The organism is Saliniramus fredricksonii (assembly GCF_900094735.1).
GTDB lineage: Bacteria > Pseudomonadota > Alphaproteobacteria > Rhizobiales > Beijerinckiaceae > Saliniramus > Saliniramus fredricksonii.
In genome coordinates, this window is the sequence record NZ_FMBM01000002.1 from 552,683 (window position 1) to 566,056 (window position 13,374).

Genomic DNA, 13,374 nt, shown 5'->3' on the forward strand with positions numbered 1-13,374 from the left:
GCAGCGGCGACGATGTCTTTATTGAAACGGATCGGACGCTCACGCCCGGTACAGGAGGCGGCGGGGTTTCTGCTTGCGGCCTATCTGGGGCTGGTGCGGCGCACGAACCGTTTCGTCGTCGAGCCGGCTGACGCCTATGATCGCATCGGCCCGCACATGCCCGTCATTGCCGCGATGTGGCACGGCCAGCATTTCATGATCCACTTTGCCAAGCGCCGGCAGGACCCCGCAGCGAGCCTCGTCTCGCGCTCCGGCGACGGTGAATTCAACGCCATTGCATTGCGGCATCTGGGCGTGCGCGCCATACGCGGCTCGGGTGATCGCGGGCGCGGCAGGCTGCGCGAGAAAGGTGGCGCGCAGGCGCTGCGGGCGATGCTCAAGGCGCTGGAAGCGGGTGAGATGGTGGTGATGACGGCGGATGTGCCGAAAGTCGCGCGCCGCGCCGGGGAGGGGATCGTCACCCTCGCGCGCCTCTCGGGCCGTCCGATCGTGCCGGTGGCGGTGGTCACCAGCAGACGGCATGATTTCGACAGCTGGGACAAGGCCTCGATCGGCCTGCCCTTCGGTCGCGGCGCAATGGTGCTGGGCGATCCGATCATGGTGCCGCGCGATCTCGATGCCGAGGCTGTCGAGGCCTTGCGCAGTCAGGTCGAGACGGGGCTCGACGCCGTTCACGAGCGTGCCTATGCGCTTGTCGGTGCGCGCGATCCGGGCGCTGGCCTGCGCGCTGCGGGCGATGCTGCGGCGTCCCGGCGCGCGACGGGGGCGTCGTGATGGCACCCCATTCCACGCCCCGTTTCCCCTTGTTGCTGCGGCTTTATCATTACGGCCTGGCCGCGCTCGAACCCGCCGCAGCCGGTGTGCTGCTCTCGCGTCGGCGCAAGGGCAAGGAAGATCCGCAGCGCATGCGTGAGCGGCGCGGTCTTGCCGGGCGGGAGCGGCCCGAGGGGCATCTGGCCTGGCTGCACGGGGCCAGTATCGGCGAGACCATGGCGATCCTGCCCGTGATCGAACGCCTCACCCGGCGCGGCGTGACCGTCCTCGTCACCTCCGGCACGCGCACCTCGGCGGAGATCATCGCCAAGCGCCTGCCGCCCGGCGCCATCCATCAATTCGTTCCCATAGACGTGCCGCGCTACATGCGTCGCTTCCTCGCCCATTGGCGGCCCGATATCGCTCTCTTCGCCGAATCGGAGATCTGGCCGAATGCCATCCTCGCCCTCGAGCAGCGGAATGTGCCGCTGATCCTGATCAACGGACGGCTCTCCGAGCGCTCGTTTCAGCGCTGGTCGCGGGTGCCGCGCCTCGCCGAGGCGCTGTTGTCGCGATTCTCGCTCTGCCTCGCCCAGGCAAAGCCCGATGCCGAGCGGCTTCAGCGGCTGGGTGCGCCGCGTGTGGGTGTCGCGGGCAATCTGAAATTCGATTCGCCGCCACCGCCGGCGGATCCGCGTATCGTCGAAGCCTTGCAGGGGATGATCGCCGGGCGCCCTGTCTGGGTCGCGGCCAGCACCCATCCGGGCGAAGAGGAAATGGTGGTCGCGATCCATCGGGCGCTGGCGCGCAAATATCCCAAACTCATCACCATCATCGCCCCGCGTCACCCGCATCGCGGCGAGACCATCGCCGAAATAGCCCGCGATTCGGCGCTCAATCCCGCCCGCCGTGCTCTGGGTGAGCAGCCCGAGCGGGAGGTCGATTTCTATATCGCCGATACGGTCGGCGAACTCGGTCTGTTCTACCGGCTGACGCCGCTGGTATTCGTGGGCGGGTCGCTGATCCCCCATGGCGGGCAGAATCCGATCGAACCGGCCAAGCTCGGCACCGCCATCCTGCATGGGCCGCATGTGCATAATTTCGACGAGGTCTATACCGCGCTCGACGGGTCCGGTGGGGCGCTGCCGGTTGCCGATGCGCGGGCGCTCGCTGCGGCGCTCGAGGATCTGATCGCGGATACGGCGCTGACGCGCGAGATGGCCCGCGCCGGTTACGAATCGGTACAATCCCTCGGCGGTGCGCTCGATCGTACGCTGCGTGCCGTCGAGCCCTTCATTCTGGATGTGAAGATGGAGCAGCGCTGATGCGCGCCCCGGCCTTCTGGCAACGGGTTCCGCCATCACCGATCGCCCGGACGCTGAAACCGCTCGCCGCGTTCTATGGATGCGTTGCCGGCTGGCGCATGGGGCGCGTTCTGGAGCGCGCGGCGCTTCCGGTGATCTGTATCGGCAATTTCACCGTGGGCGGGACAGGCAAGACGCCACTTGCTCTCGCCATCGCCTCCCTGCTCGCGCGGGAGGGGGAACGCCCGTGCTTTCTCACGCGCGGCCATGGCGGGAAGCTGCGCGGGCCGGTCGTGATCGATCCTGCGATTCATGACCATCGCGAGGCGGGAGACGAGCCGCTTTTGCTGGCACGCACGGCGCGCGTCATCGTCTCGGGAGACCGCCCCGCCGGAGCCAATCTCGCCGGTCAGACCGGGGCCACCGCCATCGTCATGGATGACGGTTTCCAGAACCCGGCTCTCGACAAGGATCTCTCGCTGCTCCTCGTCGACGGGGCTGTCGGCCTGATGAACGGGCTATGCCTTCCCGCCGGCCCCCTGCGCGCGCCGCTCGCGCGGCAATGGGAGCATGCGGATGCGCTGGTCGTGATGGGGGAGGGCGCGCCGGGGGAGGCGCTCGCCGAGGAGGCGCACGCACGCGGATTGCCGGTTTTCGACGCGACACTTTTGCCCGATCCGCAGGTGCTGGAGCAGCTGCGCGGCGGCCGTTATCTCGCCTTTGCCGGGATCGGGCGTCCTGCGAAATTCTTTGAAACGCTCACACGGGCGGGGCTGGAGGTGGCCGAGAGCCGCGCCTTTCCCGATCACCATCCCTATCGTGAGCAGGAGATCGCCGCGTTGCGTGCGCGGGCGCAGAGTGCCGGCCTCAGGCTGATCACCACCGAGAAGGATGCGGTGCGGCTGGGTCTTGCGGATGATATCACGGTGCTGCCCGTCACGGCGCAGATCAGCAACGTGAAGGCGCTGGCATCCCTGCTGCGACGGGCCCTGCGCGCGCCCTGATCGTCAGCGCACGGCTGCGGCTGCGTCCTCGCCCGGACCATCAAGGGTTCCGACCGGGGTTTTCGCCGCATTGACCTGCTCGCGAAATCCTTCAACCTGGCTGGGCATGATCGGGCCGATATGCTTGTAGCGGATGATGCCGTTGGCATCGACGATGAAGGTCTCCGGCACGCCGTAGACGCCCCATTCGATCGCCGAGCGTCCGCTTTCGTCCACGCCGACCCTGTCGAACGGATTGCCCAGCGCGCCGAGAAAGCGCCGCGCGTTCTCCGGGCGATCCTTGTAATTGATGCCGAGCACCCGGACTTCCGGATCATCGGCCAGATCCATCAGCACGGGATGCTCGTCGCGGCAGGGCGCGCACCAGGAAGCCCAGACATTGACGATGTTCACCCGCGCCTCCGCATCGGTGGGCAGCGGCAGATCCTCGCGCGCGAAGCCGGCCACGGGTTCGCCGGCGCGGCGCAGGTTCTCCAGAGGTGCGAGCGCGAAATCCGGCGCCGGACGGTTGAGCATGACGGAGGGGACGCGCGAAGGGTCTTCGCCGAACAGGCGCACAAAGAAGACGCCGGACACACCCAGCAGGATCACGACGGGCAGGATATGGATGAAGCGGATGCGCGGTTTCGCGGGGCGTGCCTTCGCCGCTTCCCCGTCACCGGATGCCTTCTTGTTGCGCTCGTCGCTCATCGGCGGGAACTCCGTTTCGGCTGACGCGTCTCGAGCTCGGCCAGAGCGCGTTTCTGCAGGCGCTGATCGATCACGAGATAGAGCCCCAGTCCGCCGATGATCGCGACGAAGGCGGCGTAGGAGGCGATGATGAAGGGGGCGTACTGATCGAACATGGTGATCTGGCCAGGGCCTCAGGCTGCGACGCGGCTGTCGAGCCGCTCGGCTTCGAGAATGTTGAGTGTGCGGATGCGCCGGCGCATCAGCTCGGTGCGCATGGCATAAGCGTGCATGGTGATGGCCAGGAGCGCGAAGGCGACGCCCATCATGAGCAGCGGATAGAGCATGGCCGGATAGATCGTCGGCCCGTCGAGGCGGAAGACGGAAGCCGGCTGGTGCAGGGTGTTCCACCAATCGACCGAGAAGCGGATGATCGGCAGGTTGAGCGCGCCGACCAGTGTGAGGATCGCCACCGCCCGCGCGGCGCGGCCCGGATCATCGATGGCGCGCCAGAGCGCCATGATTCCGGCATAGACGAGGAAGAGCACGAGCACCGAAGTCAGCCGGGCATCCCAGACCCAGTAGGTGCCCCACATCGGCTTGCCCCACAGCGCTCCGGTGATCAGGCAGACCAATGTGAAGGCGGCGCCGATCGGGGCGGCGGCCTTCTGCGAGACATCGGCCAGGGGATGGCGCCAGACGAGCGTGCCGATCGCCGAGATACTCATCATCGTATAGAGGAACAGCGCCATCCAGGCCGAGGGCACGTGGATATACATGATGCGGATGGTCTCGCCCTGCTGGTAATCGGGCGGGGCCATGAAGAAGCTCATATACATCCCGGTGGCGAAGACGAGCACGGTCGCGCCGGCGAACCATGGCAGCAGCCGGCCCGACCAGCGCATGAAGAAACCGGGATTGGCGAGTTTCGTCCACATGATGCGCTACCCTCAGAATGCGCTACCCATAGACGCGTGCGCGCCGTGCTGCAATCCAAACCGGAACGGTTACGAGGTCGCACGCGACCTGTGCATGCGATTTGCCGCCGACGATTGCGCGCGCATGCGGCTTTTTTTCGGCGCCGGGCTCTGCTAAGAGCCTGCGCAAGCCGCTGACGCGTCGCGCGTCGGCTCGTCGTCGCTCTTGTGATCGAACGGTTCCGGATATGCAAGCTTTCACGGTTCTCACCGGCGTCGCGGCGCCGCTTCGGGTGATCAATATCGACACCGACATGATCATTCCCAAGCAGTATCTGAAGACGATCAAGCGCACGGGCCTTGGCAAGGGATTGTTCGCGGAAGCCCGCTTCAACCCGGATGGCAGTGAAATTCCCGATTTCGTGCTCAACCAGCCGGCTTATCGCGATGCGCAGATCCTCGTTGCGGGCGACAATTTCGGCTGCGGCTCCTCGCGTGAGCACGCGCCCTGGGCGCTGCTCGATTTCGGCATCCGCTGCGTGATTTCCACGAGCTTCGCCGACATCTTTTACAACAATTGCTTCAAGAACGGCATCCTGCCCATCGTGGTGAAGCCTGAAGAGCTGGAAATGCTCTTCGAGGATGCTGAGCGCGGCAGCAACGCCACGCTCACGGTGGACCTCGAATCGCAGGAGATTCGCGGCCCTGACGGCGGCGTCATCCGTTTCGAAATCGACCCGTTCCGCAAGCACTGCCTGCTCAACGGACTCGACGATATCGGTCTGACGCTGGAGAAGGGTGCGGCGATCGACGCCTACGAGAACAGGCTCGCCGAACGCCCCTGGCTGTGAGCCGGAGCACAGGCGGGGCCGCTCGGGCGCATTCCGAGCTGATTAGGGGAATCGCATTTGAGAATTTTGTGTGGCGTGTTGGGATAAAATGGATTCTTGAGGGGCTTTCATGCATTGGGAGCCTTCGATGTCAGGATCGTGGTTTGAAGCGGCTTTTTCGGCTCTGCCGGACCCGCGAACCGGAAATGCCAAGCGCCATGAGCTTCTTGAGGTCTTGACGATTGCACTGACTGCGGCGGTTTGCGGGGCGGAGCATTGCTCGGACTTCGCGGATTTCGCGGTTGATCGGGAAGCGTTGTTCCGGGAGTTTCTGGAGCTGCGAAACGGTGTTCCGAGCCACGACACGTTCTCGCGGGTGTTCCGGCTTCTCGACCCGAGCGCCTTTGCGATGTGCTTCGGGCGGTTCGTAGACGAGTTGGGCGCGGCGGGCGAGGGCGTGGTGGCGATTGACGGCAAGACGCTGCGCCGGTCGTTCGACGCTGCGGCGGGGCGCTCGCCGCTGGCCGTGGTGTCCGCCTTCGCCTCGGCGACCTCAACCGTGATCGGCCAGACGGGCTTTCGCGCCGCCGACGGCGACAGCGAGATCGTCGCGGCGCGCGCATTGTTGCGCTGCCTCGATTTGACAGGCCAACTCGTGACTGCGGACGCCATCCATTGCCAGAGCGAGACCGCGCAGACGATCCTTGATCGCGGTGGAGACTATCTCCTGCGGTTGAAGGCGAACCGACCGGCGCTGCACGAGATGGTCGCGACATACTTCGCCGATGGACAGATCCGGGCCGCGCTCCCGACATGCGCCACGACGGATGCCGATCATGGCCGGGTCGAGACGCGCCGCGCCTTCGTTACCCACGACCTCGCCTGGCTGCGCGGCTCCAGATCCGCGTGCACCGAGCCGGTTCTCCTGCCGGGGCTTGCCTGCCTGGGAATGATAGAGAGCACCGTGACGCGCGGCGGCAAGACCACGACCACCCGCCACTACCACGTCGCCTCCCGCCAACTCACCCCAGAAGCCTACCTCGCTGCCGCGCGATCCCACTGGTCAATCGAAAACGGTCTCCATTGGGTCCTCGACATGACTTTCGACGAGGATCGCGCCCGCAACAGAAAGGATAACGGCCCAGAAAACCTCGCCATCCTCCGAAAACTCGCCCTCAACGTTCTCAAACGCGCCAGACCCAAAATCTCTATCCGACGAAAAAGAAAACGCTCCGGATGGTCCGACGACTTCGCACGATCCGTCATCGGCCAAATGCGATAGCCCTACCGAGCTGATCATGCCTGCTTGACAGGTCGCGCCGGCTTTGCCACTTCCCGTGCGTTTTTCCACGTTTGGCGAGGAGCCCTGATGAGCCGTGCATTCGTATTCCCCGGACAGGGCAGCCAGATCGTCGGCATGGGCAAGGCGCTCGCCGATGCCTTCGCGCCGGCGCGTGCGGTGTTCGAGGAGGTCGATGCGGCGCTCGGGCAGAAGCTCTCGCAGATCATTTTCGAAGGCCCCGCCGAGGAACTCACTCTGACGGCGAACACGCAGCCGGCGTTGATGGCGGTCTCGCTCGCCACCATCCGCGTGCTCGAGGCCGAGGCCGGGCTCGATCTGAAGCAGCATGCGCGCTTCGTCGCCGGGCATTCGCTGGGTGAGTATTCCGCGCTCGCGGCTGCCCGCGCGCTCTCGATTGCGGATACGGCGCGGCTGCTGCGCATTCGCGGCGACGCGATGCAGAAGGCCGTTCCGGTGGGCGAGGGTGCCATGGCGGCGCTGCTCGGGCTCGAATTCGAACAGGCTGCCGAGATCGCCCGTGACGCCGCGCAGGGCGAGGTCTGCGATCCCGCCAACGACAATGGCGGCGGGCAGGTCGTCGTCTCCGGCTCGAAGGCCGCCGTCGAGCGCGCCGTGGCGCTGGCGACGGAGCGCGGCGCGAAACGCGCGGTGATGCTCCCGGTTTCCGCCCCCTTCCATTGCGCCCTGATGGCGCCCGCTGCCGACGCGATGCGTGAAGCGCTCGCGGCGGCTACCATCAATGCGCCTGTGGTGCCCGTCATCGCCAATGTCGCAGCCTCGCCGGTCGGCGATCCGGAGGCGATCCGTGATGCGCTGGTGCGGCAGGTGACCGGTACGGTGCGCTGGCGCGAGAGCGTCGCCTTCATGGCCGATCAGGGTGTGACGCAGTTTTTCGAGATCGGTGCCGGCAAGGTGCTGACGGGGCTTGCAAAGCGCATCGCCGCCGGCGCGACCGGGCAGGCGGTCGGCACGCCCGACGATATCGAGAAGGTCAGGCAGGCGCTGTAAGCCGTCGACCGCGAGCGAAAGGACGTTTCAACCATGTTCGATCTGACCGGCAAGAAGGCCCTCGTCACCGGCGCGACCGGCGGGCTCGGCGGCGCCATTGCCCGCATGCTGCACGCGCGCGGTGCCGATGTGGCGATCTCGGGCACCCGCCAGGAAGCGCTCGACGCGCTGGCCGGCGCGATGGGCGAGCGGGTGCATCCGCTGATCGCCAATCTCGGTGACATGGAGGCCATCGAAGGGCTCGTCCCCGCCGCCGAGGCGGCGATGGGCGGGCTCGACATCCTCGTCAACAATGCCGGCATCACCCGCGACGGGCTGTTCATGCGCATGAAGGACGAGGATTGGGACATGGTGCTGGCGGTCAACCTGACCGCCGCCTTCCGGCTTTCCCGTGCCGCCGTCAAGGGGATGATGCGCCGCCGCTCCGGGCGGATCGTCAATATCGGTTCGGTGGTGGGCACGACCGGCAATCCCGGTCAGGGCAACTACGCCGCCTCCAAGGCCGGGCTGATCGGCATGTCGAAGGCGCTCGCGCAGGAAGTGGCGAGCCGGGGCATTACCGTGAACACGGTGGCGCCGGGCTTCATCGCCTCGCCGATGACCGATGCCCTCAACGACAAGCAGCGCGAGGCGATTCTTGCCAATGTACCCGCCGGGCGTCTTGGCGCGGGCGAGGATGTTGCATCCGCCGTACTTTATCTCGCCAGCGACGAAGCCGCCTACGTGACCGGGCAGACGCTGCATGTAAACGGCGGAATGGCAATGATCTGAAGAGGTTACAAGCCTCTGGATAACCTGCGAAGAGGCGTACGCGGCTCTCGCATCCGGGACGGGGACGTGATAATCCTGTCTCAACCTGTAGCTGGGGGGCTTGACCCGGGAGCGAAATAAGGCTTTTGCACCACACGCGAGCCGATCGTTCACGACGAGCCTCGGCCAGGCCCTTTCAACCGGAAGCCCCTCGATCCCGAGCGGGCGTTAGCGACGAGTGATACGAGGAACCAACGATGAGTGACATCGCTGAGCGCGTGAAGAAGATCGTTGTCGAGCACCTGGGTGTAGAAGCCGACAAGGTGACGGACAATGCCAACTTCATCGATGACCTCGGCGCCGACAGCCTCGACACCGTCGAGCTCGTGATGGCGTTCGAGGAAGAGTTCAACGTCGAGATCCCGGATGACGCCGCTGAGACCATCGTGACGGTCGGCGATGCCATCAAGTTTCTCGAGAAGAATTCCGGCTGAGTGCCGTAACCGGCGGGGTCGCCCGATCCCGCCGACTTCCTGCATGAACGGGTTGGTATGATGCGTCGTGTCGTCGTCACCGGTCTCGGCATGGTCTCACCCCTCGCCTGTGGCGTGGAAGAGACCTGGCAGAGACTGCTTCAGGGTCGCAGCGGCGCTGCGCGGATCGGGAATTTCGAGACATCGGATCTTCCCTGCAAGATCGCCTGTCAGATCCCGCGCGGCGATGGTTCCGATGGAACCTTCAATCCCGATCAGTGGATGGATCCCAAGGATCAGCGTCGGGTGGACGCGTTCATCGTCTATGCCATGGCGGCGGCCCGCCAGGCGCTCGACGATGCCGGCTGGCATCCGAAGAGCTATGACGACCAGGCCGAGAGTGGCGTCCTGATCGGCTCCGGTATAGGCGGAATCGAGGGTATTGCGGAGGCCTCGCTGACCCTGCGCGACCGCGGGCCGCGCAAGATCTCGCCCTTCTTCATTCCCGGGCGCCTGATCAACCTTGCCTCCGGCTACGTCTCCATCGAATTCGGCCTCAAGGGCCCCAATCATTCCGTCGTCACCGCCTGCTCGACCGGGGCGCATGCCATCGGCGACGCGGCGCGTCTGATCGCCCTCGGCGATGCCGAGGTGATGGTGGCGGGCGGGACGGAATCACCGGTCAACCGCCTTTCGGTGGCCGGCTTCGCCGCCTGCCGTGCACTCTCCACCGGTTTCAACGACGAGCCCGAGCGCGCCTCGCGGCCCTATGACAAGGACCGTGACGGTTTCGTCATGGGCGAGGGGGCCGGCATCGTGGTGCTTGAGGAATACGAGCACGCGAAGGCGCGCGGTGCGAAGATCTACGGTGAACTCGTCGGTTACGGCCTGTCGGGCGACGCCTACCATATCACCTCGCCGGCGGAAGATGGGGATGGCGCCTATCGCTGCATGCGCGCCGCTCTCAAGCGCGCCGGGCTTCAGGCCAGTGATCTTGATTATATCAACGCCCACGGCACCTCCACACCGCTCGGTGACGAGCTGGAATTGAAGGCGGTGGAACGGCTCGTCGGCAACAATGTCGAGGGTCTCGCCATGTCCTCGACGAAATCCGCCGTCGGGCATCTGCTCGGCGCCGCCGGTGCGGTCGAGGCGATCTTCTCGCTGCTCGCCATGCGCGACAACATCGTCCCGCCGACCCTCAATCTCGACAACCCGTCCGTCGAGACGGCCATCGATCTCGCGCCGAACCAGGCGAAGCCGAAGCAGATCGACGTTGCCCTGTCGAACAGCTTCGGTTTTGGCGGAACCAATGCCTCGCTGATATTCAACCGCGTTGCCTGAGCGCGGCGCGTTCGGGATCGGCTGCGGGAAAAGCTGCCGGCGCGGCGGCATCGTGCAGTCGGGCCTCGTCTTTGCCTGTCGCACCGGCGATCCGCTTGTCATGACGGCAGCGCTGACGTAACTTCGCCACAGATTTGCATTGGACTATGTCGCAATTCGGCGGCTGCGCAGGTTACCGCGAGCGGATGCTGACAAATTCGAAGAGCCATTGTTGAACCATGTTTTCAAGACGCCCCTCGAAAGACGATGCTGCGTCCGACCAGCAACATGATCCGACCGGGCGCGAGGGACGGCGTATCGCCCCGCGCAGCCCCGGTGAGGCGATCAAGCCGGCCATTGCACCGCCACCCCCGCCACGCATCCGGCGCCCGCGTGGGGGCTTGCTGTCGACCCTGAGCGGGCTGTTCAGTTTCTTCGCCCTGATCTGCATGATCGCGGTGATCGGTCTGGTGCTGGTCGCGCGTCAGGCGGCTGCGCCGGGGCCGCTCGATCAGGATCAGGTGGTCGTGATTCCGCGCAATACGGGCACGGCCGGCATCGCCGAAATCCTGGCGCGCGAAGGTGTGATCGAACAGCCCCTCTTGTTTCAGATTGCGACGGTAATCAGCGGTCAACGCGGAAATCTCAAGGCGGGCGAGTTCGCCTTTCGCGCCAATACCAGCATGAACGAGGCGATGGAGATCATCGCACAGGGCCGCTCGCTGCTGCATTCGGTCACCATTCCGGAGGGGCGGACCAGCTATCAGATCGTCAATCTGCTCAACGAGAACGAGATTCTCGATGGTGAGATCACCGAGGTGCCGGAAGAAGGCTCGCTGATGCCCGACACCTATCGCTTCGAGCGTGGTACCAACCGCATGCAGATCATCCAGGCGATGCAGCGTGCGCAGACGCGCGAACTGACGCGGATCTGGGAGCGTCGCGCGGATGATCTTCCGCTCGAAACCCCGGAAGAGCTCGTCATCCTCGCCTCGATCGTCGAAAAGGAAACGGGTCGCGCCGATGAGCGCCCGCGTGTCGCCGGTGTCTTCATCAACCGGCTCAATCAGGGTATGCGTCTGCAATCCGATCCCACCATCGTGTATGGTCTGGTCGGCGGCGAGGGCACGCTCGGACGCGGCATCCGGCGCAGTGAAATTCAGGCGGAGACGCCTTACAACACCTATGTGATCAGCGGGCTTCCCCCTGGCCCGATTGCCAATCCGGGGCGCGCGGCGATGGAGGCCGTCGCCAATCCCTCGCGCACGGATGAGCTGTTCTTCGTCGCCGATGGCACTGGCGGACACACTTTCTCACGCACCTATGATCAGCACCGACGCGCCGTCACGCGCTGGCGCGAAATCGAGAGCGAGCGGCGCGAGGAGCAGATCGATCGGGTCGATGAAGCGGAAGAGGTGCTGGACCAACAGGGCAATCTCGAACCTCGACCCCGGCCTGCAAGCCCGACCAACATGGATGATCGGGCCTTCGCCAATGTGCGCGATCCTGGACGCGTCGGCCTCTCGGTGGATGTCAGCGAGGGCACGCCGCTTGATCCGCTCGCTTTTACCGGATTCGATCTTAACGCACCGCAGACAGTTCCCGAGCTTCCGCCTCCGCCGGGCGAAGAAGGGGCGATGACGGACAGCGCATCTCCGGGTACGATACCGGTCACAATACTGCCGCCACCGCGTCCCGCAACTTTGTGATCGTGACGGCCCTCGGGCCGTCGTCACCGCACGTGCTCAGACCGCCTGCAACTGGCTTTCACTCGCCGCACGCATATGCGGCTCCGCCGTGCTGCGCAGATGGTATTGCAACTCCCCGTCCCGTTCTCCGGGAACAATTCGCACGATCTCGAAAATTCTCTCCAACTGATCGGGGTGGACGCGCACGATATTCGAGCGATCCGCGATCATGTGAACCTGCTGGCCGATACAGAATTTGCCGTCTTGCATGGCTGAATGCCTCCCGTTGGAGGGATAACGCTTGCGCTGCATGATCGGTTCCGCGCGACGGGCGTATCAGCGACGGATCAGGGTACCGGCTCCGTGATCGGTAAAGAGCTCCAGCAGCGTCGCGTGCGGCACCTTGCCGTCGAGGATGACGACGCCCTCCACACCCTGCTCGAGCGCATAGATGCAGGTCTCGATCTTGGGGATCATGCCACCGGTGATCGTGCCGTCGGCGATCAGGTGGCGGCATTGATCGATCGTGAGTTCCGGGATGAGGTTCTTGTCCTTGTCGAGCACGCCCGGAACGTCGGTCAGAAGCAGCAGGCGCTTGGCATGCATTGCGCCGGAAATGGCACCGGCGAAAGTATCGGCATTGACGTTGTAGGTCTGGCTGTCATGACCCACCGCAACGGGTGCGAGAACCGGGATCAGCTCCGATTTCAGCACGGCATCGAGGATGTTGCGATTGACCTGCTCGGGCTCGCCGACGAAGCCGAGATCGACGATTTCCTCGATCTTCGAATCGGGATCAATTACGGTTCGGGAGATTTTCTTCGCCCGCACCATGTTCCCGTCCTTGCCACACATCCCGATGGCGCGCCCGCCCTGTCCGGAGATCCAGCCGACGATCTGCTTGTTGATGGAGCCGGCGAGCACCATTTCCACGATCTCGACGGTGGCCTCGTCAGTTACCCGCAGACCGGCCCGGAATTCCGACTTGATCCCGAGCTTTTCCAGCATGCGCCCGATCTGCGGCCCGCCACCGTGCACGACGATCGGTTTGAGCCCGGACTGCTCCAGCAGCACCACATCCTCGGCGAAGTCCTTCGCGGCATCCTTGTCGCCCATGGCGTGCCCGCCATACTTGATGACCACGACTTCCTCGTCGTAGCGCTGCATGTGCGGCAGGGCCTGGACGAGGATTTCGGCGCGGGTATGGGCGCTGGGATTGTCTTCGCTCATGATCTTCTCTCGACTCATACGCCCATGCGTGCGGCGTCGCGTTGTTATGTCGCGCGCTTTTAGAGCAGTTTGGCGCCGGGCGAAAGCCGCATCCTTGCGGGATCGGGTTGTTTCGACACCCG

Annotated in this window: 15 protein-coding genes; 10 read left to right on the plus strand and 5 right to left on the minus strand. The window is 65.0% G+C overall.

The genetic code is table 11. The annotated features are described in order from the left end of the window. Nucleotides 1-12 precede the first annotated feature (12 nt). Genes GA0071312_RS09225 through lpxK form a run of 3 tightly spaced genes read left to right on the plus strand, consistent with a single transcriptional unit; the run spans nt 13 to nt 3,061 of the window. Nucleotides 13-774: a lysophospholipid acyltransferase family protein gene (locus GA0071312_RS09225; RefSeq protein ID WP_074444725.1), complete on the plus strand. Its 762-nt coding sequence runs from the start codon at nt 13-15 to the stop codon at nt 772-774. Further along, nucleotides 774-2,078, plus strand: coding sequence for a 3-deoxy-D-manno-octulosonic acid transferase (locus GA0071312_RS09230; RefSeq protein ID WP_074444726.1), 1,305 nt, complete (start codon nt 774-776; stop codon nt 2,076-2,078). Before GA0071312_RS09225 ends, GA0071312_RS09230 begins: the two co-directional genes overlap by 1 nt. Beyond that, complete coding sequence (gene lpxK, locus GA0071312_RS09235) at nt 2,078-3,061, plus strand: tetraacyldisaccharide 4'-kinase (RefSeq protein WP_074444727.1); 984 nt, start codon at nt 2,078-2,080, stop codon at nt 3,059-3,061. The genes GA0071312_RS09230 and lpxK overlap by 1 nt, the downstream gene beginning before the upstream one ends. Nucleotides 3,062-3,064: 3 nt before the next feature. Here the strand turns inward: lpxK and GA0071312_RS09240 are convergent, their stop codons facing one another. The 3 genes from GA0071312_RS09240 to GA0071312_RS09250 are packed head-to-tail and all read right to left on the minus strand — an operon-like array spanning nt 3,065 to nt 4,668. Further along, complete coding sequence (locus tag GA0071312_RS09240; protein WP_074444728.1) at nt 3,065-3,751, minus strand: DsbE family thiol:disulfide interchange protein; 687 nt, start codon at nt 3,749-3,751, stop codon at nt 3,065-3,067. Beyond that, entirely contained in the window at nt 3,748-3,906 is a 159-nt protein-coding gene (gene ccmD, locus GA0071312_RS09245; RefSeq protein WP_074444729.1) for a heme exporter protein CcmD, read from the minus strand. The genes GA0071312_RS09240 and ccmD overlap by 4 nt, the downstream gene beginning before the upstream one ends. A gap of 18 nt (nt 3,907-3,924) precedes the next feature. Next, a complete protein-coding gene (locus tag GA0071312_RS09250; RefSeq protein ID WP_074444730.1) occupies nt 3,925-4,668 on the minus strand; it encodes a heme ABC transporter permease in 744 nt (247 codons plus the stop codon). A gap of 227 nt (nt 4,669-4,895) precedes the next feature. On the opposite strand from GA0071312_RS09250, the gene leuD reads away from it, so the two are divergent. The 7 genes from leuD (at nt 4,896) to mltG (ending at nt 12,043) form a co-directional block, all read left to right on the plus strand. Then, complete coding sequence (gene leuD, locus GA0071312_RS09255; protein WP_074444731.1) at nt 4,896-5,498, plus strand: 3-isopropylmalate dehydratase small subunit; 603 nt, start codon at nt 4,896-4,898, stop codon at nt 5,496-5,498. 127 nt (nt 5,499-5,625) lie between these two features. Further along, nucleotides 5,626-6,759, plus strand: a complete 1,134-nt coding sequence (locus tag GA0071312_RS09260) for an ISAs1 family transposase (RefSeq protein ID WP_074443596.1) — start codon at nt 5,626-5,628, stop codon at nt 6,757-6,759. Between the two features lie 87 nt (nt 6,760-6,846). Next, nucleotides 6,847-7,788 (plus strand): ACP S-malonyltransferase, encoded by a 942-nt coding sequence (fabD, locus tag GA0071312_RS09265; protein WP_074444732.1) that lies wholly within the window; start codon nt 6,847-6,849, stop codon nt 7,786-7,788. Nucleotides 7,789-7,821: 33 nt separating this feature from the next. Beyond that, nucleotides 7,822-8,559, plus strand: coding sequence for a 3-oxoacyl-[acyl-carrier-protein] reductase (gene fabG, locus GA0071312_RS09270; protein ID WP_074444733.1), 738 nt, complete (start codon nt 7,822-7,824; stop codon nt 8,557-8,559). A 236-nt stretch (nt 8,560-8,795) separates the two neighbouring features. Continuing rightward, nucleotides 8,796-9,032 (plus strand): acyl carrier protein, encoded by a 237-nt coding sequence (locus GA0071312_RS09275; protein WP_074444734.1) that lies wholly within the window; start codon nt 8,796-8,798, stop codon nt 9,030-9,032. A 60-nt stretch (nt 9,033-9,092) separates the two neighbouring features. Then, a complete protein-coding gene (gene fabF, locus GA0071312_RS09280; protein WP_074446046.1) occupies nt 9,093-10,355 on the plus strand; it encodes a beta-ketoacyl-ACP synthase II in 1,263 nt (420 codons plus the stop codon). A 218-nt stretch (nt 10,356-10,573) separates the two neighbouring features. Further along, nucleotides 10,574-12,043, plus strand: a complete 1,470-nt coding sequence (gene mltG / locus GA0071312_RS09285) for an endolytic transglycosylase MltG (RefSeq protein WP_074444735.1) — start codon at nt 10,574-10,576, stop codon at nt 12,041-12,043. Nucleotides 12,044-12,079: 36 nt separating this feature from the next. Here the strand turns inward: mltG and GA0071312_RS09290 are convergent, their stop codons facing one another. Further along, nucleotides 12,080-12,334, minus strand: a complete 255-nt coding sequence (locus GA0071312_RS09290; protein ID WP_074444736.1) for a hypothetical protein — start codon at nt 12,332-12,334, stop codon at nt 12,080-12,082. A gap of 24 nt (nt 12,335-12,358) precedes the next feature. Then, nucleotides 12,359-13,252, minus strand: coding sequence for an acetylglutamate kinase (gene argB, locus GA0071312_RS09295; protein WP_074444737.1), 894 nt, complete (start codon nt 13,250-13,252; stop codon nt 12,359-12,361). Nucleotides 13,253-13,374 lie beyond the last annotated feature (122 nt).